Origin of the sequence: Paenibacillus sp. FSL H7-0326, from assembly GCF_001955535.1 — a bacterium.
GTDB lineage: Bacteria > Bacillota > Bacilli > Paenibacillales > Paenibacillaceae > Paenibacillus > Paenibacillus shunpengii.
In genome coordinates this window covers 1220818-1243494 of sequence record NZ_MPVN01000001.1, presented here as the reverse complement: position 1 = coordinate 1243494, position 22677 = coordinate 1220818, and the positions used below count along the sequence as shown (strand labels likewise).

The 22677-nt window shown below is 43.7% G+C and carries 23 protein-coding genes; 17 read left to right on the top strand and 6 right to left on the bottom strand.

The features are described from left to right. Positions 1–44: 44 nt before the first annotated feature. Complete coding sequence (gene mnmM / locus BK126_RS05990) at positions 45–629, bottom strand: tRNA 5-(aminomethyl)-2-thiouridylate-methyltransferase MnmM (RefSeq protein WP_076311726.1); 585 nt, start codon at positions 627–629, stop codon at positions 45–47. A gap of 1 nt (position 630) precedes the next feature. Then, entirely contained in the window at positions 631–1584 is a 954-nt protein-coding gene (gene mnmL / locus BK126_RS05985) for a tRNA modification radical SAM protein MnmL/YtqA (protein WP_076311725.1), read from the bottom strand. Between the two features lie 300 nt (positions 1585–1884). Between mnmL and BK126_RS05980 the strand changes: the two genes are divergently transcribed. Together BK126_RS05980 and trmB are read left to right on the top strand one after the other, a co-directional pair. Then, positions 1885–2082, top strand: coding sequence for a hypothetical protein (locus BK126_RS05980; protein WP_076311724.1), 198 nt, complete (start codon positions 1885–1887; stop codon positions 2080–2082). Positions 2083–2264: 182 nt separating this feature from the next. Continuing rightward, positions 2265–2993, top strand: coding sequence for a tRNA (guanosine(46)-N7)-methyltransferase TrmB (gene trmB / locus BK126_RS05975; RefSeq protein ID WP_076311723.1), 729 nt, complete (start codon positions 2265–2267; stop codon positions 2991–2993). Positions 2994–3127: 134 nt separating this feature from the next. On the opposite strand, the gene BK126_RS05970 is transcribed toward trmB, so the two are convergent. Both BK126_RS05970 and BK126_RS05965 read right to left on the bottom strand, forming a co-directional pair. Next, positions 3128–4261 carry an MGDG synthase family glycosyltransferase gene (locus tag BK126_RS05970; RefSeq protein ID WP_076311722.1) on the bottom strand — a complete coding sequence of 378 codons (1134 nt, stop codon included), beginning with the start codon at positions 4259–4261 and terminating at the stop codon, positions 3128–3130. Between the two features lie 53 nt (positions 4262–4314). Next, positions 4315–4842: a phosphatase PAP2 family protein gene (locus BK126_RS05965; RefSeq protein ID WP_076311721.1), complete on the bottom strand. Its 528-nt coding sequence runs from the start codon at positions 4840–4842 to the stop codon at positions 4315–4317. Between the two features lie 621 nt (positions 4843–5463). Between BK126_RS05965 and BK126_RS05960 the strand changes: the two genes are divergently transcribed. The 9 genes from BK126_RS05960 to BK126_RS05920 all read left to right on the top strand — a co-directional run bounded on the left by BK126_RS05960 (position 5464) and on the right by BK126_RS05920 (position 13867). Then, a complete protein-coding gene (locus tag BK126_RS05960; RefSeq protein ID WP_076311720.1) occupies positions 5464–6702 on the top strand; it encodes a glycosyltransferase family 2 protein in 1239 nt (412 codons plus the stop codon). Positions 6703–6972: 270 nt separating this feature from the next. Next, complete coding sequence (gene infC, locus BK126_RS05955) at positions 6973–7467, top strand: translation initiation factor IF-3 (RefSeq protein ID WP_090723442.1); 495 nt, start codon at positions 6973–6975, stop codon at positions 7465–7467. Positions 7468–7497: 30 nt separating this feature from the next. Continuing rightward, positions 7498–7698 carry a 50S ribosomal protein L35 gene (gene rpmI, locus BK126_RS05950; protein WP_047910039.1) on the top strand — a complete coding sequence of 67 codons (201 nt, stop codon included), beginning with the start codon at positions 7498–7500 and terminating at the stop codon, positions 7696–7698. Between the two features lie 41 nt (positions 7699–7739). Continuing rightward, entirely contained in the window at positions 7740–8099 is a 360-nt protein-coding gene (gene rplT, locus BK126_RS05945) for a 50S ribosomal protein L20 (protein WP_076311718.1), read from the top strand. Between the two features lie 438 nt (positions 8100–8537). Further along, entirely contained in the window at positions 8538–9572 is a 1035-nt protein-coding gene (locus BK126_RS05940; RefSeq protein ID WP_076311717.1) for a BMP family lipoprotein, read from the top strand. 140 nt (positions 9573–9712) lie between these two features. Then, complete coding sequence (locus BK126_RS05935) at positions 9713–11257, top strand: ABC transporter ATP-binding protein (protein WP_076311716.1); 1545 nt, start codon at positions 9713–9715, stop codon at positions 11255–11257. Beyond that, on the top strand, positions 11250–12329 hold the full coding sequence (locus BK126_RS05930; RefSeq protein WP_076311715.1) for an ABC transporter permease: 1080 nt from the start codon (positions 11250–11252) through the stop codon (positions 12327–12329). Before BK126_RS05935 ends, BK126_RS05930 begins: the two co-directional genes overlap by 8 nt. A gap of 2 nt (positions 12330–12331) precedes the next feature. Then, positions 12332–13306, top strand: a complete 975-nt coding sequence (locus BK126_RS05925; protein ID WP_076311714.1) for an ABC transporter permease — start codon at positions 12332–12334, stop codon at positions 13304–13306. Positions 13307–13453: 147 nt separating this feature from the next. Then, the gene (locus BK126_RS05920; RefSeq protein ID WP_076311713.1) at positions 13454–13867 is read left to right on the top strand and encodes a hypothetical protein; all 414 of its coding nucleotides are present in this window, start codon (positions 13454–13456) and stop codon (positions 13865–13867) included. Between the two features lie 47 nt (positions 13868–13914). Here BK126_RS05920 and BK126_RS05915 read toward each other — a convergent pair whose 3' ends face one another. After that, on the bottom strand, positions 13915–14367 hold the full coding sequence (locus BK126_RS05915; protein WP_076311712.1) for a GNAT family N-acetyltransferase: 453 nt from the start codon (positions 14365–14367) through the stop codon (positions 13915–13917). A gap of 643 nt (positions 14368–15010) precedes the next feature. On the opposite strand from BK126_RS05915, the gene ilvB reads away from it, so the two are divergent. The 3 genes from ilvB to ilvC all read left to right on the top strand — a co-directional run bounded on the left by ilvB (position 15011) and on the right by ilvC (position 18435). Next, a complete protein-coding gene (ilvB, locus tag BK126_RS05910; RefSeq protein WP_076311711.1) occupies positions 15011–16756 on the top strand; it encodes a biosynthetic-type acetolactate synthase large subunit in 1746 nt (581 codons plus the stop codon). 3 nt (positions 16757–16759) lie between these two features. Beyond that, positions 16760–17242: an acetolactate synthase small subunit gene (ilvN, locus tag BK126_RS05905; protein WP_047910030.1), complete on the top strand. Its 483-nt coding sequence runs from the start codon at positions 16760–16762 to the stop codon at positions 17240–17242. Between the two features lie 200 nt (positions 17243–17442). Beyond that, positions 17443–18435 (top strand): ketol-acid reductoisomerase, encoded by a 993-nt coding sequence (ilvC, locus tag BK126_RS05900; RefSeq protein WP_076311710.1) that lies wholly within the window; start codon positions 17443–17445, stop codon positions 18433–18435. 121 nt (positions 18436–18556) lie between these two features. Here ilvC and BK126_RS05895 read toward each other — a convergent pair whose 3' ends face one another. Further along, positions 18557–19537, bottom strand: a complete 981-nt coding sequence (locus BK126_RS05895; protein ID WP_076311709.1) for an aldo/keto reductase — start codon at positions 19535–19537, stop codon at positions 18557–18559. 197 nt (positions 19538–19734) lie between these two features. Here BK126_RS05895 and leuB point away from each other — a divergent pair, with 197 nt between their 5' ends. The 3 genes from leuB to BK126_RS05880 all read left to right on the top strand — a co-directional run bounded on the left by leuB (position 19735) and on the right by BK126_RS05880 (position 22360). Beyond that, positions 19735–20814: a 3-isopropylmalate dehydrogenase gene (gene leuB, locus BK126_RS05890; RefSeq protein WP_076311708.1), complete on the top strand. Its 1080-nt coding sequence runs from the start codon at positions 19735–19737 to the stop codon at positions 20812–20814. A gap of 291 nt (positions 20815–21105) precedes the next feature. Beyond that, on the top strand, positions 21106–21645 hold the full coding sequence (locus BK126_RS05885) for a peroxiredoxin (RefSeq protein WP_076311707.1): 540 nt from the start codon (positions 21106–21108) through the stop codon (positions 21643–21645). A 298-nt stretch (positions 21646–21943) separates the two neighbouring features. Next, complete coding sequence (locus BK126_RS05880) at positions 21944–22360, top strand: hypothetical protein (RefSeq protein ID WP_047910026.1); 417 nt, start codon at positions 21944–21946, stop codon at positions 22358–22360. Positions 22361–22677 lie beyond the last annotated feature (317 nt).

Here is a 22677-nt window from a genome sequence, read left to right as displayed (position 1 = left end):
TTAACATATGAAGTTTATAATGATTTTACCCGGGGACCATGAGATTACTTTTTCTCAATGGCGATAAGATAGGGGGCTGTTTCTCGCTGCAGCTGTCTATAAATGACCGCTTGTCCAACGTCTGTAGGCAATTGAGAAGCCCACTTAGAGACGCTGGTCGCTTCTTCATCTCCGCCTTGGTGTCCTGGGTAAAGGACTACTGTTAATATGCCTTTGGGTCTGAGAAGTTCCAGAGCGGCTGTCAAAGCCGTGATGGTGCTCGTGGTCTCAGTAATTACGCTATGATCGGCATGCTCTACGGGAAGATAGCCCAAATTGAACATCACGGCACCAATCTGTCCATGCTTATCCGTCGGAATGATCTCTTTCATATCTGCATGGCTGCAGCAGAAGAGGGAGAAGGGAGCGAGCTTGTTCATGTTCGCTGCGTTGTTCAGCTTGGCAGAAGACAAGCGGATGGCCTCCTCCTGAATATCGAACCCATAGATGTGGCCTTTTGCACCTACGGTCTGAGCTAGGAACAAGGCATCTGATCCTGTCCCTAGTGTTGCATCTATTGCATAATCACCGGAATGCAGTCGGGCAGCGATCCATTGATGGGCACAGCTGAGTACCGAAATAAATCCCATATCAAGCTCTCCTCCAATATTTACCCTGCCATGTATCACGTGCACGGAGCTCAGCATCAATGCCGTTTAACACTTCCCATTTTTTCATGGACCAGAGGGGTCCGATCAGCAGATTTCTAGGAGCATCCCCGGTTAACCGGTGGACGATCATTTCTGGAGGCAAAATCTCCAGGGAATCCACGATCAGCTTAATGTACTCCTCCTGTTCCATGAACCGAAGCAAACCAGCCTCGTACTGCTTAACCATAGGTGTCTTCTTCATGAGATGGAGCAAATGGATCTTGATGCCCTGTACGTCCATATGGGCCACCGCACGCGTCGTCTCCAGCATCATTTCATGTGTCTCTTGAGGGAGACCGTGAATGATATGAGTGCATACCCGAATGTTTCGTTTTCTCAGTTTCTCCACCGCATCCTCATAACACTTCGTATCATGAGCACGGTTAATGAGCTGGGAGGTGGATTCATGAATCGTTTGAAGCCCCATTTCAACCCATAGATAAGTACGCTCATTAAGCTCAGCCAGATAGTCTACCACATCATCCGGCAGACAGTCCGGCCTTGTTGCAATGGACAACCCAACGACACCAGGCTGCTTGAGAATCACTTCGTAATACTCGCGAAGCTGCTCAACCGGCGCATAAGTATTGGTATAAGCTTGAAAATATCCGATGTACTCGGCGTTTGGCCATTTTTGATGCTGTCGGTCTCTTATCGTATTGAACTGGGTAATTAGATCATCACGTCTCGAACCGGCAAAATCACCGGATCCACGTGCGCTGCAGAAAGTACAACCGCCTTTGGCAATGGAGCCGTCCCGATTGGGACAGGTAAATCCAGCATCCAGCATGACTTTAAATACTTTATTATCAAACTGCTCACGCATCTCATGATTCCAAGTGTGAAATCGCTTATCTCCCCATAGCAGCGGAGGAGTTGAAACTGGCATATTCATTAGGAAACTCCTTTGTTGATTCATCAAACTAAATACAGGTGAATGAAAACTAAGGGATACACAACCCTTTTTCCACTTTTTCTATTGTAACAAAAAGCGCTGGTAATTGGGAATTTTCCTGTAGAGGACAACAGCGAAAACTTCGATAAAAAGGGCAAAAAAGATAGCGCTTACCTCTTGCAAAACATTACACAGTTATGTTATATTTTAGCTGAGGTCAGACCTTGAAAAACACACTATTTTTTCGCAGAATTCATACATTTTTTTCGTCTCGGCCATACTATTCGTGAGGTGATTAACATGAATTCAAGTCTAAAATCAGGCGGGCACAAAATCTCTGTCGAGCTTACTGCAGATGAAGCATTGGCGCTAACTGGCGTTAAATTTAACGGAAACCCACAGGTAGAAGCGATTGCTAAGAAAAAAATAAGAAATGCTTTTGAAAAGACATTTGATTTTTCCACCCAAGATAAGGTAGACTATGAACTGTTAAAGTAGTTGGACCCCAATTCCAAATATATTTGAAGAAGGGATCGTGCTGTGCACTCTATGTGCAGCGTGCGATTCCTTTTTCCTTTTCAAATGGTTACAATTTCAATCGTATATAAAGGCTTTACATTTGAACGATATTTAGGCACAATTAATGCCGGAACATTTTACTGAAAAATCGGGGGAGAGACATGCGTTTACGCGGCAGAAAAGGGATTCGCGAAAGTCTGGAAAGTCAAACGGATCTGGTTATATTAAATCCAGAAGAATATAAAGGCAAATGGGCTGACTTATTTGGAAACGGAAAGCCGATCCACGTTGAGTTTGGAATGGGTAAAGGACAGTTCATTAGTCAAATGAGTTACCGCAATCAAGATGTGAATTATATCGGTATTGATATGTACGATGAGCTTGTTCGTCGTGCCAGCGATAAGGCTAGAACAGCTTGGGCTGAGGAAGAGATCGAGACGCCTCCTAATTTGAAGCTGGCTCTTGCTAATATTGAGAACATCCTGGATGTATTTGAGCAGGGAGAAGTGGAACGAATCTATCTTAACTTTAGTGACCCGTGGCCAAAGTCTAAGCATGCTCGGAGACGTCTGACGCATCCGCGTTTCCTGGACAAGTATAAGGAAGTGCTGAACAGTCAAGGTCAAATTCATTTCAAAACAGACTCTGAGACGTTGTTTGAGTTCTCGCTAAATTCGTTTGCGGATTATGGGCTCCAAATGACTAACATCTCCTTGAACTTGCACCGGGATGGGCTGAATGAGGAGCATGTCATGACGGAGTATGAGCAGAAGTTCATGGGTAAAGGGATGAATATTCACCGCGTTGAAGTATTGATTGGTGAAGATGCTCTTAAGGAATATCAAGAGATTCGTCTTAAAAAATATCGTTATCAGGAACCAACTGCATAAATAATGAAGTTGATCTACTGCTAAACACCTTTTCTTCTTGAGAGAAGGTGTTTTTTGATATTGTTATATGAAATGGAATATTAATTCATAGTGTAATTTTTTTAGCTTGTCCTCATAAATATAAAAAAGGTGCCTTATGTGGGCACCCTTTCTGAGTCAACCAATTCAAGAATGCTTCTAGCACTCTGCATGGGATGGAACTTTTCAATTTCCCGAATATGCTTTTCTCGCTTTTGGACAATATCAGAATAATTATTCAAAAGCTTGTTCATCCATTTTTCAACCACTTGAAGCGAGCTGATGGGCTCTCCGAGTCCTAGATCAGTGAAATACTGACAATTCTCTTGCTCTTGGCCTGGAAGCGGATTATGGAAGAGCATCGGAATGCCTTTGGCCAGACCCTCTGAGCAGGTCATGCCGCCTGGTTTGGTTACAAGAAGATCCGATACTTCCATTAGCTTGTCGACCTCTCGCGTGAAGCCCATTACATGAATATTCGGCTGCTGATAAATGGGGCTTTGTTCCATGGCAATTCGTGATTTCTCGTTGTTTCCCAGAACATAAATGAATTGAATATCTTTATGCCACTTGGCCAAGTATTCGTTAACAATTTCGTCCGTCATCAGTCCCCAGCCTCCGCCCATGACGAGCACAGTTGGCATCGGTTTCAGATTAAACTTCTGTCTAATTTCATCATGGCTTGGATGCTCCCAAAAATTAGGATGCACCGGGATCCCGGTTACTTGGATCTTCTCGAGAGTAACACCCCGCTGGGTCAGCTTGTCCTTTACATCTGTAGTAGAAACCAAATACCGATTCACCTCGGGACTAATCCAGGTTCCGTGTACATCGTAATCAGTTATGACGGTACATAACGGCACCTGTAATCCCAATCTCTTCAATCTGGCTATGACTGCGCTGGGAATGGGATGGGTGCATACGATGATATCCGGTTTTAACTGCCGTATGATGCTTCGAGTATGTGTATAGAACAGCCTGTGAAGAGCAAGAGTCGTAAAACGGTTGATCGGTTTCTTGTACTGACTCTTATACATTAGTGCGACGAGCCTGGGTTGATTAGTTACGGTTTTTTTGTATGCATTTATGATCAGTGGAGCAACATGGGGATTAAGAAAACTCCCAAGTTCAAGCACTTTCGTCTGCACATCAGATGAGAGTTTTCTTAAACTGCTCGAGAGTGCGTATGCGGCTTGAGTATGTCCAGCTCCGAATCCTTCAGATAATAACAACACTCTTTTTTTACTCACTCTCTGTTCACCTGTTCCTTGCTCTGATTTCTGTCATTCAAAGATACTCTAGGTTAGGGCCACAATGCAACTGTGCCAAATGCGACAGAAGTACCAATGATTGCCCCGGCTAGGACATCAGAAGGATAATGCAGCCCTAAGTAAATTCGGGAAAAACCGACGATGCAAGCGACAGGAAGCAACAAGATGGTCACTTCAGGAAACGTAAACATAAAAGGCATCGTTACAGAAAAGATTGCCGTTGTATGACCTGATGGAAATGAATGATCGGATAATGGATTGCGAAACGTATTCGTTTCCGGCATGGCTAAATATGGTCTGATTCTCGGATACAGCTTCTTCGCCGCAGCAACTGGAATATGACTTATAGCCAGTGCGGTGAATGCCATGTAACCGGCTGATCCCCAGGGTTCGGGTGCGATAAAGCCGATGAACAAGGAAGCTGTGATCGTAAAGGTGGCTCCACCGAGGTGAGTTAGATAATAGAGCCAGAAATTGAGAAAACGGTTATGTAGACGTCCGTTAATCCATATGAAAATTTTTTGCTCCATCGCCTGAAGTCGTACGAAAAGACGGTCCATTATAAGTCCCCCTGCTTGATGTACTACTGTCCACATAGGAGTCAGCAGGCTGGTAATTTACCGACATGCCCCGTGTAAACCTAAGTTTATCATATTTTTTAATCATGTCCTTATCAAGAATAACCCATGTGTATTATACAAAAAAACGGAAGTTTTGACTTTGAGGTTCAAAAAAATATAAAATGATTCAAGCTGCTTGAGATGGTTTAAAAAAAATTGAGTTTTAAATACTCAAACTTTTTTGTTCTTTGATCCGTTTAAGATATAGAAGTTTGTCCTCTTTATGGAATTTCAACGTGTATGCTTGCTAATAAACAGAAGAAATAAAGAGAGCATCCAAATAAAAATCGTGAAAATGGATGAAAATAAGAACAAACTGCTGTGAAAGAAAGCCTTACCGTAGTTTCTGTCAGGAAATCAGTCCAAAAGAACGTTTTCTTCGCTCGAAGATGACTTTTGGCGATTTTGACAAAATTAAAGAAAGCATACAAAATCGAGTAGGCAGTAAAGAATAAGTGGCAAAGATAAAAACGAAACAAAAAAGGGTCATTAATTTTTAAAAAGAAATGTGTGTTAAAAAAAAGAGATGCTCACATTTAAAGAGGGGGTAGCAGAGAACAAATGTTTAATGCGATATTTGTAACGTTTCAAGTGATCTTGGCGTTCCTAGCTGTGTATCAGTTTGGTTTTTCTCTGTTCGGCTTGATTAAGAAGAAGAAGAAACAACAGTTTCCGCCGAACAAGTCTTTTGCTGTATTGGTTGCTGCTCATAATGAGGCAGAAGTCATTGGAGCTTTGCTGGAAAATTTAAAGAAACTGGATTATCCCAAAGAATTGTACGACGTATTTGTCATTTGTGATAATTGTACAGATAATACGGCTGAGATCGTTCGGGCACATGGTATGAATGCTTGTGTAAGAACAAATGCCGATCAGCGCGGTAAAGGTTATGCAATTGAATGGATGCTTAAAGAGCTCTGGAGCATGCCGAAGCAATATGATGCCGTTGTTATGTTTGATGCTGACAATCTGGCTGCGAAGAACTTCCTTCAGGAAATGAACAATGACCTGAACAGAGGAGCTAAAGTCATTCAAGGCTATATCGATACGAAGAATCCTGAGGATTCCTGGATCACAGCGGCTTATGGTATTTCCTACTGGTACATTAACCGCTTGTGGCAGCTCTCCCGTCATAATCTCAATATGGCTAACTTCCTTGGCGGAACAGGGATGTGTTTTGAGAGCAAGCTGCTCAAAGACATGGGCTGGGGAGCTACGTCTCTGGTTGAGGATCTGGAGTTTACGATGCGTGCTGTAGATCGTGATGTATATCCGGTGTTTAACTATGATGCTAAGGTGTTTGATGAGAAGCCTTTATCTTTTAAAGCGTCGGCAAGACAACGTCTACGCTGGATGCAGGGACACTTTACGGTAGCCAGAAGATACTTCTTCCCATTGATCTGGAAAAGTATCAAGCAAGGCAGCTTGGTGAAATTTGACCTTGCCGTATACAGTGCTAACGTCTATGTGGTATTGCTGACCTTCATCATGACAGCAATCAGCTTCGTAGATATTATTTTGTTCAATGGACCGAACATTACTAATATTTACGGTTACCTGCCGTTATGGGTTGGATTCCTTGCTATTGCGGCAAACGTCGTGACGTTCCTGTTGTCTCTAGCTCTGGAGAAGGTGCGCTTCAAGAAAGTGTACACTTCACTTATCTTGTTCCCGATTTATCTATTATCGTGGTATCCAATTACGCTGTACGCCTTCTTTACCCAGAACAATAAGCAATGGAGCCACACGAAGCATACACGTGTCGTTCGATTGGAAGAGGTTCAGAGTAAACAAGGATAAATTTTATGTAGCTGTTGACAAAACAGTTATGAACATGTATTATTGTTTAGGTGATTGTTTCTGGAATATGGATTCAAAAGTAGAAGGTCCGACTTCTCACCTGATCGGCATTAAGCTGACTGGTAACGATCCAATGATTTGTGAATGAATTTCATGAAGAATTGTTGATTGTTCAGGGATGTCGGTAGCGTACCGGCATCCCTTTATTTTTTATCTGTATAGGGATTATCGATAACGATCTGGAGGTGGACAGTTATTAGTAAAGAACACATGATTAATGATGAAATTCGGTCGAAGGAAGTTCGTTTGGTCGGAGCTGAAGGAGAGCAGATCGGCATCAAGCCTATACGCGAAGCATTGCAGATGGCTGCAGATCTTAATCTTGACCTGGTTAACGTGGCTCCGCAGGCTAAACCGCCAGTGTGCCGTATTATGGATTACGGTAAGTTCCGTTACGAACAGCAAAAGAAAGAAAAAGAAGCACGTAAGAATCAAAAGGTTGTGGACATCAAGGAAGTGTGGTTCCGTTCGAATATCGAGGAACATGACTACCAAACCAAGCTTCGCAATGTCATCAAGTTCTTGAAGGATGGCGACAAAGTGAAGTGCTCCGTCCGCTTCCGTGGACGTGAAATCGCCCATGCGGATATCGGTCAGAAGATCTTGGAACGCGTGAAAGTGGAAGTTGCTGAACTCAGCAGCATCGAACGTCAACCTAAACTTGAAGGCCGTAGCATGATTATGATTTTGGCTCCTAAATCTTGAGCCAGATAAACTTGGAGGAGGAAATACACAATGCCTAAAATGAAAACTCACAGCAGCCTGAAGGGTCGTTTCAAAGTTACTGGTACTGGTAAAGTGAAACGTTACAAAGCATACAGAAACCATTTGCTTTCCCATAAATCGAAACGCACTAAGCGTGTTCTTGCAGGCAGCCCGGTTATGGCACCTGGTGACGTTAAGCGTCTGAAACAAGGTTTGGCTAACCTGAAATAGTCCACTGATTACTAACATATATTCTCTGGGAGGTCTTTGATATGGCAAGAGTAAAAGGCGGATTCGTTGTTCGTCGTCGTCATAAAAAAGTATTGAAACTTGCTAAAGGTTATTTCGGTTCTAAACACCGTATCTTCAAAACAGCTAACGAACAAGTTATGAAATCCATGGTATATGCATACCGTGACCGTCGTCAGACAAAACGTAACTTCCGCAAATTGTGGATCGTTCGTATTAACGCAGCAGCTCGCATGAACGGATTGTCTTACAACAAATTCATGCACGGTTTGAAACTCGCTGGAGTGGACATGAACCGTAAAATGCTTGCTGATCTTGCAGTAAACGATATTAATGCATTTAACTCTTTGGCTGTTGTAGCTAAAGAAAAGATTAATGCTTAATTTCTTTAAGTGATAAGAGCCGCCGCATAGGCGGCTTTTTTATGGGGAATAAATAAAGTTAAGGGGCTTGCTGGGTCTCTAGCCTTAAAAAAGGGTAATGAAATCAGAGTTACATATTACAAATAATGCAAATGAAAAAGCGGAATTCTTATTCAGATGTGAATTTAATGTTATAATATATGACATATAATCAACCTGAACATGTCAATTATAAACGATAAAGCGCTTACAATTATGAACATTCTTAAAAAAACTAAAAATTAAGTCATGAAAGTGCTGGATTTTAACATGGGTTGATTGTATAATCACCTCTAGTAGGACAGTCCTATTGATTTGTACTTATAGATAATGATTGATCGGACAAGTGTATAATCCGTAAATCTGAAGAACAAAGTATGATATCAGATAGGGAATATTTTAAGGGGGAACAATTCCAAGATGAAGAAAGTACTAAGTTTGTCTTTAAGCATGATTCTTGCAGCTTCCGTTGCTCTAGCTGGATGCGGCAATGACAATGACAGCAGCTCTCAAGGCAGCGGTGAGGGAGGCGGCAGCGCAGCTGAATCCTCTGCAAAAATCGGAATGGTTACTGACGTCGGCGGTGTAAACGATAAATCTTTCAACCAATCTGCTTGGGAAGCACTTGAGGCAGTTAAAGAAGAAACAGGCGCAGATGTTAAATATCTTCAAAGTAAATCCGATGCAGATTACAACACAAACTTGAATACATTTGTTAAGGACCAGTACTCTTTGACTTGGGGAATTGGATTCCAGCTGGCTGAAGCAATCAAGACAGTCGCTGAACAGAACCCTGAAGCTAAGCTTGCAATTATTGACAGTGAAGTCGATGCTCCAAACGTCAAATCTGTAATGTTCGCTGAAGACCAAGGTTCTTTCCTTGTTGGTGTTATTGCAGGTAAAATGACGAAAACAAACAAGGTTGGTTTTGTCGGTGGAATGGAAAGCCCGCTGATCAAAAAGTTCGAAATTGGATTTAGAGAAGGCGTAAAGGCAGTAAATCCGGATGCACAGTTCGTTCCTAACTATACAGGTGCATTTGACAAGCCTGACCTGGGTAAAACAGCCGCTGCAACGATGTACAATGAAGGTGTAGATATTATCTTCCATGCATCAGGCGCAACAGGAACAGGCGTATTTAACGAAGCGAAGTCACGTAAAGATTCCGGACAAGATGTTTGGGTTATCGGTGTAGACAAAGACCAGTCTCTTGAGTTCGGTGATGAGATTACCCTGACTTCTATGATCAAGAAAGTAGACGAAGCCGTTAAGAAGGTATCTCTAGAAGTGATTAACGGAACTTTTGAACCAGGATTAGAAGTATTGGATCTGGCTGCTAACGGTGTTGGCGTAGCTGAGACTTCTACAGCAAACGTACCAGCGGATGTACTTGAGCTGGTTGACGAATACAAAGAAAAAATTATTAGCGGTGAAATTACAATTCCTGCAGAGTAAAAATTACGATTGATTGTTTCGTGTGAGAATAATACTGAATTTTACATGTAATGGATGTAAAACAAGGCTGGTTTATATAACTAGCCTTGTTCTTACGTCTAGGGTTAATACCATCAAATCAAATTTATAAGGGTGATCTCATGGGTGCAGCAACTCCTGTCGTTGAGTTGAAGCAAATTACTAAACGCTTCCCGGGCATTGTCGCTAATGACTCTATAAGCTTGCAGCTGCATAAGGGAGAGATTCATGCACTGCTGGGTGAGAACGGCGCCGGAAAATCGACGCTGATGAATATTGTATTTGGTCTATATCAGCCTGATGAGGGCGGAATTGAAGTTGGCGGGCAGCCTGTAATTATTGACAGTCCGAATAAAGCCATCGAGCTAGGTATTGGAATGGTGCATCAGCATTTTAAATTAGTGCAGCCATTTACAGTAGCAGAGAATATTATATTGGGTTCAGAGCCTAAAAGAATGCTGGGCCTCAATATTAACTATAAAAAGGCAGTGGCAGAAGTTAAACGGTTATCCGAGTTATATGGACTTAAGGTCGACCCTAATGCAAAAATTGAAGACATCTCTGTAGGAATGCAGCAGCGCGTCGAAATTTTAAAAACCCTTTACAGAGGCGCGGAAATCTTGATTTTTGATGAACCGACAGCGGTATTAACTCCTCAAGAGATTTCAGAATTGATGGTGATCATGAAGAAGCTGGTCGCTGAAGGCAAATCCATCATTCTTATTACTCATAAACTGAAAGAAATCATGGAAATTTCGGATACGGTAACGATCATCCGCCGAGGTAAAGTCATCGATACGGTGAAGACGTCAGAGACGACTCCTAATGATCTGGCTGAGAAGATGGTTGGGCGCAACGTTACTTTTAAAGTGGACAAAAAGCCTGCTGCACCTAAGGAAACCGTACTCGATATCCATGAATTAACCGCGAAAAATAAAGAAGGCATGGCCGTACTGGACAAGCTGAATCTGCAAGTACGTGCAGGAGAAATTGTCGGAATCGCTGGAGTTGACGGTAATGGTCAGAGTGAGCTGATTGAAGCCATTACTGGTTTACGTAAAGTAAATTCAGGCAAAATTACGCTGAATAACAAGGATATTACGAATGAGCCGCCTCGTAAGGTTTCGGAAGCGGGCGTCGGGCATATTCCAGAGGACCGTCATAAGCATGGTCTTGTGCTGGACTTCTCTGTGAGCGAGAACATGGTGCTTGAATCCTATTACAAGGAGCCTTATTCCAAAAAAGGGTTCCTGAATTTCAAGGCAATTCAGGAGCATACGAAGAAGCTGGTACAGGCCTTTGATGTAAGAACGCCAAGCATTGATACTTTATCACGAGCTTTATCCGGAGGTAACCAGCAGAAGGCGATCATCGCCAGAGAGGTAAACAAAAATCCGGATTTACTTATTGCTGCTCAGCCTACACGTGGTCTTGATGTAGGGGCTATTGAGTTCGTTCAGAAGCAATTGATCGCTCAACGTGACCAAGGTAAGGCTGTGCTGTTAATTTCCTTCGAACTCGATGAAATTATGAATGTCTCGGACCGGATTGCGGTTATTTATGAGGGACATATTGTTGGTGAAGTGCTTCCAGAAGAGACCAATGATCAAGAGCTGGGTCTGATGATGGCAGGTAGCACCGTGAAGAGAGGTGCATCTAGTGAGTAGCGTATTAAAATGGTTCACTAAGGATTCAATTATATATCCAGTTGTTGCTATTATATTGGGTCTTCTATTGGGTGCAGTCGTAATGCTTATTGGCGGATATAATCCGATAACGGCATACGGAGCACTTGTCGAGAAAGTATTTGGAAACACCTATAATATTGGGGAAACTTTGCGTGAAATGACTCCGCTCATTATGACGGGGCTGGCCTTTGCGTTTGCTTCCCGTGCAGGTCTATTTAACATCGGGGCTGAAGGACAATTTATCGTAGGGATGACGGCTTCCGCATTTGTCGGAATTAAGCTGACGGGATTGCCTATGATTATTCATGCACCGCTTGCATTAATTGCAGGGGCTCTAGCGGGTGGTCTGTGGGCAGCAATTGCAGGTTATCTCAAGGCAGCACGCGGGGTGAATGAAGTCATCACCAGTATTATGATGAACTGGGTTGCACTTTATTTGGGCAATCTTGTCGTAAGACAATTCATGCTGATGCCGGGTGAGAATCGTTCCGAAGAGATTCAACCATCCGCCTCTATTGCGATTGGCTGGTTGTCTGAGTTAATGAGTAACTCCCGTGTTCACTGGGGCACACTGATTGCGATTCTCGCAGCGGTAGTGTTCTATGTATTCATGTGGAAAACAAAGCAAGGCTTCGAGCTTCGTGCAGTAGGCCATAACCATCATGCTGCAGAATATGCAGGGATGAAGGTGAATCGCAACATTGTCAAAGCCATGTTTATCAGTGGTATTTTGGCAGGCCTTGGGGGTGCCTTTCAAATTCTGGGTGTATTCGGCTATCAAACGATCCTCCAAGGATCCCCGGGTACTGGATTCGATGGTATTGCGGTAGCACTGATTGGTATGAATCATCCGTTTGGTGTAATTCTAGGAGCCTTCCTATTTGGAGGATTGACATACGGTTCTGCCGGAATGAGCTTCGCAGCAGATGTTCCACCGGAATTGATACGTATCGTAATTGGCTCCATCATATTCTTCATTGCTGCACAAGGTATCGTGCGCTGGGTGCTTAAGCCCTTCTATGCGAAGCGCAAGAAAGAGAAGGTGTTGTAATTATGGATTTCATAACGCTCTCCGGACAGCTGATTAATACGACACTTGTCTTTGCAACAGCTCTTGTATTTGCTGCGCTTGGTGGTATATTCTCAGAGCGTTCCGGTGTAACGAATCTGGGGATTGAAGGATTTATGATCTTCGGTGCTTTTGCTGCAGGGGTATCCGCTCATTATGCTCAAGAAGCGGGGATGACAGGTGGGCAAGCGGCTTGGGTTGGTCTGGTTACAGCAGCCGTGTTAGGTGTGGTTGTTTCCTTGATTCACGCTGTAGCCTCTATCACTTTTAAAGCGGACCAGATCATAAGTGGTATTGTCATTAACTTCTTGGCAGCAGGAAGCACATTGTATATGGTTAAGCTTCTGTTTGACGGGTCAGGGGAAACGCCGCTTATTAATGGATTCAAAAAATGGAATCCAGAATTATTCGGTGTGAAGCTAGCTGAAATTCCGTTCTTCGGTAATGTATTTATTCATCATTATCCATCTACATTCCTAGCTGTGCTGTTTGTAATATTAACATTCTTATTCCTGTACAAAACGCCATTCGGTTTGCGTCTTCGCTCTGTCGGGGAGCATCCAAGTGCTGCGGATACGATGGGGATTAATGTGACGAAGTACAGATATCTTGCTGTTATGGTCAGTGGTGCACTTGCGGGTATCGGCGGTGCTGTTCTTACGCTGACGACTACAAATGTGTTCGCACACAACACAATTTCCGGACAAGGTTATATTGCGATTGCTGCCATGATCTTTGGTAAGTGGAATCCGATCGGGGCATTTGGTGCAGCTCTCTTCTTCGGGTTGTCCCAAGCTGTCCGTAACTATATTCAAATGTTCGAATGGGCTCAGGCTATTCCCCAGGAAATTATTTTCATGCTGCCGTATCTGCTTACTGTCATCGTACTCGTAGCAGCGGTCGGACGTTCAGCAGCACCTGCTGCACTGGGACAGCCATACGATCCAGGCAAACGTTAACGTAATATTTAATTTATCAACAAAGGTGATGCTTGCTCTAAGATGCAGGCATCACTTTTTTTGTACATGCAGGACATTGAAACATACATTTATGCCGACATACGAATAAGATGATTCTGAATCCTACGTAAAGAAGGAGGGAAAAGAATGAATAATTCTGTTAGTCTAAATGACGCAAAAAAAATGGTCGGGCAGCGTATTGTCGCTGTTCGCAAAGATGGCACAAAAGTGACGGGTACACTTGTTAATGTGACAGGGAATAAAATTATGCTCCAGCCGACGGAAGGGAAAGATGCATCTACACGGGCACTCATTCCGCTTGTCCTATTTGACCTGTTGGCAATTGGAACCTTGCCATTTGCAGGCGGATTCGGCGGAGGCTTCGGAGGCGGATTTGGTCCAGGCGGATACGGTGGGTATGGATATGGAGGCAAAGGACCTGGAGGCGGGTATGGAGGCTTCCCTGGATATGGACCTGGACCTGGATATGGACCGGGACCAGGTTACGGACCAGGGCAAGGTTATGGAGGATATGGCTTCAAAAATAAATTTTTCTATTAAATATTTTTATCTCATTGATAATATTTTGTGTTCATTCTTTTGATATTCTAGCTTTCACTTAATACTTTTTCCAATTCGTAGCACCGTCCGATATCAACATAGCGAAGCATCTTATATCCCATCTTTTGATAAAAATTGATTCCCTTTTTGTTTCCTTCATCCACCATAACTTTTGACTTCTTACACCCTCGTGAAGCCGCAAATTGCTCCGCTTTGTTCAGTAATTCTTTGCCATGCTGTTTGCGCTGTTCCTTTGGATAAACGGCCATCATGTCAATGTATAGTAAAGAACCATGCATCATAAAATGTACAAAACCACAAATGCTGGATTCATAATTAGCAGAGGATACCAATGTAATGCCTCGGGCTAAACGGCTTGGAATATCCTGAATAATCAGGTTGATCTCTTGCTTGCTCAAATGTGAGATAGGCACAAGCTGGCTATGAATCAGTTCCATGATAGCTGGATCATCTTGCTTAGGTCTGCGATTGCGAATCATGGATAATCCTCCTTTTTGGGGCATACAATATGAATGGGGTATTATATGCCTAAGGAGCTTGGTCATGTTCGGTATTTCGGACAAAAAATAGCTGATACAGCAAGGCTTGTACATGGATTGACTGAATTTTGAAAAATAAAGTGTTGACTATTTCTACAAATGAATCTTATAATGTTCCTAACATTTAACCGCTATAGTTTATCGGCAATGATGAGGACGAAGTTTTAAGGGCACTTATGTGCAGAGAGTGGACAGTTTTAGCTGAAAGTACCACCATAATCCCTTAAGTACGAGCTCACCTCGGAGCTGTTTTCCTGAAAAGCAAGCAAGGTTCTTGCCTATTAGGGAAAATCGTAAGTCTACGTTACAGACGACAGGTATGAAGAATGGGTAGGTCTTATCTGACCAACATTTCTTACTACTTGCTAAGGTCAGATTCCGTGAGGAATTTGACAAATCTGGGTGGTACCACGGAAGCAGCAACCTTTCGTCCCTCGCGAGGCATATTTTATGTCCGCAGGGATGGAAGGTTTTTTTGTTGTAAAAGCAAGATGAATCAAGGGTCATCAATTACAGATAACCCTTACTTGATTTCTTTTCAACATGTCAGATTAATGTAATCCTTAAGAAGGGGGAGATCTTCATGAATGCGCATAATCCTGAAATGCGATCAACTGATCAACTACGTGAGAAATGGATGAAACCGGAAGTCATTACAGGCTCGGAAATTCTACTTCGAAGCTTGCTGTTAGAAGGTGTTGAATGCGTCTTTGGCTACCCGGGGGGCGCGGTCCTATACATCTACGATGCAATGTATGGATTTGAAGATTTCAAGCATTTGCTTACAAGGCATGAGCAAGGCGCCATTCACGCAGCCGACGGATATGCTCGGGCAAGCGGAAAAGTAGGCGTATGTATCGCTACTTCCGGTCCGGGAGCAACTAACCTGGTAACGGGCATTGCAACGGCCTACATGGATTCGGTACCACTTGTTGTCATTACGGGGAATGTCGTTTCCAGCTTGATTGGTACGGATGCTTTCCAAGAAGCAGATATTACTGGGATTACGATGCCGATCACTAAGCACAGCTATCTGGTTCGCTCAGTAGAGGATTTGCCGAGAGTGATTCATGAGGCGTTTCATATTGCGAACACAGGGCGTAAAGGTCCGGTATTAATCGATATTCCTAAGGACGTATCCGCTAATAAGACGCTGTTTGTTCCACAGACAGAGCCTGTAAATATGCGAGGTTACAATCCAACAGTTACGCCTAACAAGCTGCAGCTTGATAAGCTGCACCAAGCGATTAAGCAAGCAGAGCGACCCGTAATTCTGGCCGGCGGCGGAATCGTATACGCTGGAGCACATGAAGCACTGTTCGAATTTGTGAAGAAGACAGAGATTCCAATTACGACAACATTACTTGGTCTTGGTGGATTCCCAAGCGGTCATGAGCTATGGATGGGGATGCCTGGGATGCACGGTACGTATACAGCGAATCAAGCTATTCAGCAGTCTGACCTATTGATCAACTTTGGAGCAAGATTTGATGATCGGGTAACCGGCAAGCTGGACGGTTTTGCCCCACGAGCGAAGATCGTGCATATTGATATTGATCCTGCAGAGATCGGCAAAAACGTACCGACAGACATTCCGATTGTAGGGGATGTGAAGACCGTACTTGAATTGCTCAATCATGAAGCTGCGCGTGCAGATCAGGCAGATGAGTGGCGGAACCAGATACGGGAGTGGAAAGGCGACCGTTTGTATAACTACAAGGATTCAGATGAAGTCCTCAAACCTCAATGGGTTATTGAGATGCTGAATGACACGACGGAAGGCAACGCAATTGTAACTACGGACGTAGGCCAGCATCAGATGTGGGCAGCTCAGTATTACAAGTTTAATCAACCGCGTTCATGGGTAACTTCCGGGGGACTTGGAACGATGGGCTTCGGCTTCCCTTCAGCCATCGGTGCTCAGATGGCGCATCCGGATCGCCTCGTTATCTCTATTAATGGAGACGGCGGTATGCAGATGTGTTCTCAAGAGCTTGCCATCTGTGCAATTAACAAGATTCCAGTTAAGATTGTGGTTATCAACAACCAGGTACTAGGGATGGTAAGACAATGGCAAGAGCTGATCTACGACAACAGATATAGTCACATTGATCTAGCTGGAAGTCCTGATTTTGTCAAATTGGCAGAGGCTTATGGGGTCAAGGGTCTGCGTGCCACGAATAAGGAAGAAGCGCAGAAGATTTGGTCAGAAGCGCTCGAAACAGACGGTCCGGTGCTTGTAGAGTTTGTTGTTAACAAGGAAGAAAACGTATATCCGATGGTAATGCAGGGATCGACCATTGATCAAATGCTGATGGGGGATGCATAAATCATGAATAGACATACGATTGCCGTACTGGTAAATGATCAGCCAGGAGTACTTCAACGGGTATCAGGTCTGTTCGGTCGCCGCGGCTTTAACATTGAAAGTATCACGGTTGGTCAGTCTGAGGAAGCCGGATTATCCCGAATGGTTATTGTGACACTTGGGGATGAACATCTTCTTGAGCAGATTGAGAAGCAGCTATACAAATTAATTGACGTTATCAAGGTTGTTAATTTGAGCTCCAATCCGATGGTTGCACGCGAGCTCGCACTGATCAAGATCAAAGCAGAGCCTTCGGTTCGTCCGGAAATTATGGGTCTCGTCGAAACGTTCCGTGCCTCGGTTGTCGATATCGGCAACTCCAGCCTGATGATTCAAGTTGTAGGAGATACAGATAAGATTGACGCGATGATCGAGCTCATTAAGCCATATGGTATCAGGGAATTATCTAGAACAGGTGTAACGGCAATGATCCGAGGAAACGTATAAATATACTTTTCGTATTCATTAGCCAGCCTGTCTTAACATCATATTTTAGTCATTTACCGCGACAGGAATTTGCAGTCCTGAAGAATGAGCGGGGGCTTGAGGGGACTAGAGGCTTAGATTAACGGACGGTTCTGCAGTCCCTTGAAACACCCGCTCATTCATGCAGGGTTTTCTTTACAATACAAAGGAGGGCTTTAACAATGGCAGTTACAACTTATTATGAACAGGATGCAGATCTTAGTGTATTGAAAGGTAAAACCATCGCCGTTATCGGTTATGGAAGTCAAGGACATGCTCAGGCACAAAACTTGCGTGACAGTGGTCTAAACGTAGTTATCGGTTTGCGCGAAGGTAAATCATTTGAGACAGCTAAAAATGACGGCTTCGAAGTATTGCCGGTTGCAGAAGCAACTCGCCGTGCTGATGTTGTGCAAATCCTGATGCCGGATGAAACACAAGCTTCCGTTTACAAAAATGAAATTGAGCCTAACCTGAAAAAAGGTGCAACTCTGATGTTCTCCCACGGCTTCAATGTTCATTTTGGACAAATTGTTGCTCCTAAAGACAGTGATGTTATGCTGGTAGCTCCTAAATCTCCTGGGCATATGGTTCGCCGTACATATGTTGAGGGCTTTGGTGTACCTGGTCTAATTGCGATTGAGCAGGATGCTACGGGTCAAGCCAAAGAAATTGGTCTGGCTTATGCAAAAGGGATCGGTTGTACACGTGCTGGTGTTATTGAAACTTCCTTCCGTGAAGAAACAGAAACAGATCTGTTCGGTGAACAAGCTGTGCTGTGTGGTGGTGTAAGCGCACTTGTAAAAGCAGGCTTTGAAACATTAACAGAAGCTGGCTATGCTCCAGAAATGGCTTACTTCGAATGCTTGCATGAGCTGAAGCTGATTGTTGACCTAATGTATGAAGGTGGACTTGCCAGCATGCGTGATTCCATCAGTAACACAGCGGAATACGGTGACTATGTAACTGGACCACGCGTTGTAACTGAAGACACCAAAGCAGCAATGAAAGCAGTCCTTAGCGATATCCAGCAAGGTAAATTCGCTCGCGACTTCATCCTGGAAAATCAATCCGGACGCGCATTCCTGACAGCGACTCGCCGTAATGAAGCGAATCATCCAATCGAGGTTGTCGGCGCACAATTGCGTGAAATGATGCACTGGACTCATAAATAAGATCATAGCTCTCTATTCTCTGAGAATCGTGATGACAATGACAAAAGGCGGCCAAGCTGTAATAGCTTAGGCCGCTTTTTTTGCTGCTGTATTTGAATGCTGTGAAAGAGTTGAAAATTCATTACCACGCGTAAGCGTTTGGCGCATGACCGCCTGGACCTGGGAAGATTTCATCCAGCCGCTTGAGGACTGACTCGTCCAGCTTGATCTCCAGTGCATCTAGTGTGTTTTCGAATTGTTCGAGTGTGCGAGGACCAATAATTGGAGCGGTAACCGCAGGATTCGCAAGGAGCCAAGCCAAAGCGACATTATCCTGCGGCTCTCCAAGCTCACGGCAGAGTGCACCGAACTCTTCCAACTGTGTGCGATGCTGCTCGACACGCTCCGCAATTCCACCACTACGAGTTCCTTCGATCTTCTTGAGTGCATTTCGTCCGAGCAGACCGCCATCAAGCGGACTCCAAGGAATGATGCCAAGTCCAAGCTTATGTGCTGCAGGAAGCACTTCGAGCTCAGGAAGCCGGCAATTCAGGCTGTATTTGTGCTGTTCTGACACAAGCCCTAAGAAATTTCGATTCTTGGCTTCCATTTGAGCAACCGCTATCTGCCATCCGGCAAAATTGCTTGAGCCGACATAGCCGATTTTTCCCTGATGAATTCCAACTTCAAAAGCTCCCCATAATTCTTCCCAGGAGACATTAGGATCGACATGGTGCATTTGATAGAGCTCAATATGATCGGTTTGAAGACGTTGAAGTGAGCCTTCGAGATGCCGACGGATTTTGTAGGCTGACAAGCCTGCTTCATCATTGGGTCCATCGTTGCTGTCATGCATGGAGCCGTATACTTTGGTCGCAAGTACGACTTTTTCTCTGCGTCCGCCGCCTTGCTTAAACCATTTACCGATAATCGTTTCTGTCAGTCCTGCATTTTCACCCCATCCGTAGATGTTTGCTGTGTCGAAAAAATTGAGGCCTGCATCAACGGCAGCATCCATGATGCGAAAGGCTTCCTTCTCATCCGTTGCGGGTCCAAAATTCATCGTACCCAGACACAGACGGCTTACCTTGAGTCCTGATCTTCCTAAATACGTATACTGCATCCACTATCATCCTCTCATCAGGGAAATTGAACCATCTAAACAAGTCTATTGTAATCGGATTCTTCCATCTCTTTCAACTTCGTACCGCCTTATAGTCTATACCTATAGACGCGATAGCTTCTATATCTTGGTCAAATGTACCGTGATTATGTTACAAAGGTATATAGCAGATATTATTTAGAATGGAGCGTGCAGTCATGTCAGAAGTCAAAAAAATCGCCGTCATTGCTGGAGATGGCATTGGACCAGAGGTTGTTGCAGAAGCGGAAAGAGTGTTGAAACGAACCGAAGAAGTGTTTGGATACACTTTTGAAACAAATCACGCTTTATTTGGCGGAATTGCAATTGATAAGACAGGAACTCCGTTGCCGCAAGAAACACTCGAGATATGTCAAAGTGCGGATGCGGTACTGCTTGGAGCGGTCGGAGGTCCGAAATGGGACAACAATTCCAAGGAGCTTCGTCCAGAAACAGGATTGCTGGGGATCCGCAAAGCACTCGGATTATTTTCCAACCTGAGACCTGCCGTCGTATTCGATTGTCTCAAAGATGCTTCTACACTAAAGCCGGAAGTGCTTGAAGGCACAGATCTTATGGTCGTTCGAGAGCTGACAGGCGGAATCTACTTTGGAGAGAAGTTCCGCAGAGAGGGAGAGCATGGCGAAGAAGCGGTAGATACCTGCGTATATAATGTAGCAGAAGTAGAACGAATTGTTCGACAAGCTTTTGAAATTGCACAAAAACGTAGAAAAAAATTGGCATCGGTCGATAAAGCAAATGTGCTTGAAACCTCCCGCTTATGGCGTGAAGTGGTGAACCGGGTCGCTCCAGAGTATCCAGATGTTGAAGTTGAGCATGTACTCGTAGATAACTGTGCAATGCAGCTGCTGCGCCGTCCATCAAGCTTTGATGTCATTGTTACGGAAAATATGTTTGGTGATATTTTAAGTGACGAAGCGGCTATGCTTACAGGCTCAATCGGAATGCTCGCATCGGCGTCTATGGGTGAAGGAAGCTTTGGTCTATACGAACCCGTACACGGATCAGCTCCGGATATTGCAGGTCAGGGATTAGCGAATCCGATTGCGACGATTCTGTCAGTTGCCTTGATGTTCCGTTTGACATTTGGATACAGCGATGCAGCAGATGCGATTGAGAGAGCAGTTGCCCAGGTGCTGGATGCAGGACATCGGACAAGTGATATTGCTGTAGATAAGAGCACTGCGATCAGCACCTCCGAGATGGGAGATCTGATTGTAGCGGCGATTGTAAAATAAGAGTGCATAGAAGCTTTGTAGAATGAAGAGAAGTTAAATTTAAAATGATAAGTCAGGAGTACAGTAGGAGAGGTTAACGGCCATACTGTGCTTCTTTTCTTCTTAATTATAATAATTATCAACAAATAAGGTTTATAATATTGACTTTGAAACTTGACGGTGATAGGATTTTAAATGTGCTCTTTTTTGAGAGTTTCATAAACTCTTCATTAATTTTAAGAGTTTCACATACTCTTCACAAACTAAAGAGAAAACGATTTTGGTTACATAGGAGAAGGAGGACTTTTTATCATGGCAGAACGTTTGGTTGGAAAAACAGCTCCGGATTTTGTAATGGAGACCGTAACTGGTGATGGTAAAGATTTTGGTAAGGTTCAATTGTCTGACTATCGCGGTAAATGGCTGGTATTTTTCTTCTACCCGCTAGACTTCACATTTGTATGCCCAACTGAGATTACAGCACTCAGCGATGCTTATAATGATTTCAAAATTTTGGATACAGAAATTCTTGGTGTGAGTGTAGACTCGATCCATAGCCACAAAGCTTGGATCAACACTCCAAAAGACAGCGGCGGCTTGGGTCAAATTAACTTCCCGCTCGCTTCCGACATTACGAAGCAAGTTGCTCGTGACTATGGCGTATTGATTGAAGAAGAAGGTGTTGCACTACGTGGTCTCTTCATCATTGACCCTGAAGGCGAGTTGAAATATCAAGTCGTTAACCACAACGATGTGGGTCGTTCTGTAGAAGAAACACTTCGTGTGCTTCAAGCTCTGCAATCCGGCGGATTGTGCGCAATGAACTGGAAGCCAGGCGACAGCAACCTGTAAATCGTTATATCGCTTCTAAGTTAAGTAAGCCCTCAAGGCGGTAATTACCGCTGAGAGGGCTTTTTTCACCGTATAGACTTATATTGCTATGTCTACACGAGGAATATTCAATATCCTTAACTAATTGGCGTTTTAAGTCGGTTTTTTTCGTGTTATAACGAGTATAGCCCTTTTTTTATGGAGATTCGATTAAGAAAGAGGAATTGGGATTGTCATAACGAATAGGGTAAAAGAATACGCTATTGAACATAATGTATACAATGCTTCCGGTTTTGTGTCTACAAGGAGGGTGAGCAAAATGAGTTTTTGTTGTGGAGCAAGTATGATCGGGACAAAGGGAACATTAAAGCATTACCGAACGCAGGTCCACAATGTTCCCCTGCTCTTTTGTCCGGTATGTAATCGGGTAGAGGTTCACTATAAGGTTGAGAATGAGTATGAAATATTGGCTGAGTATGCACATGGTGATGGTGCATCTGAGATTGATTTTCAGGATTATGTCATGGAAGATGAAGATACGATTTACGAAAATTGCGTAAACCGGGAGAACGAAGATCCTCTAGAAATTATACAGCGTCAGATCGATACTTCCTTGGATTTGCTATCCATTGCTAAGAGCATAGAAGATCATAAATGGGAGAGCGAGCTTAAACGAAGACTTGCTGTCATGAGCAAGAGACGATCCAAGATCAAGCCAAATCAGACAGGCCGATAACCGAAAATACCTATGCATAAAGATGAAGCCTCCGTTATTAACGGAGGCTTTAGATGTAGGATATAATGCCATTTTAATTTCTACAGAAAAGGTTATATCTGCTTAATATCCAACAATTCGACAGTATCTTCGGTTGACTCTAATTGGTAAACTTGTCTATGATTAAATAGACATCCCCAAAAACTCTGCATGACGGTAGATCAGCTAAACATAGCTTAACAGCGAGGAAGCAAACGATCAGCGCCCGAAGTTAAACCTCATAGACCTCCATACTGCAGTGATTCATACTTCATTCCAGTTCTTATGTTAATGGTGCC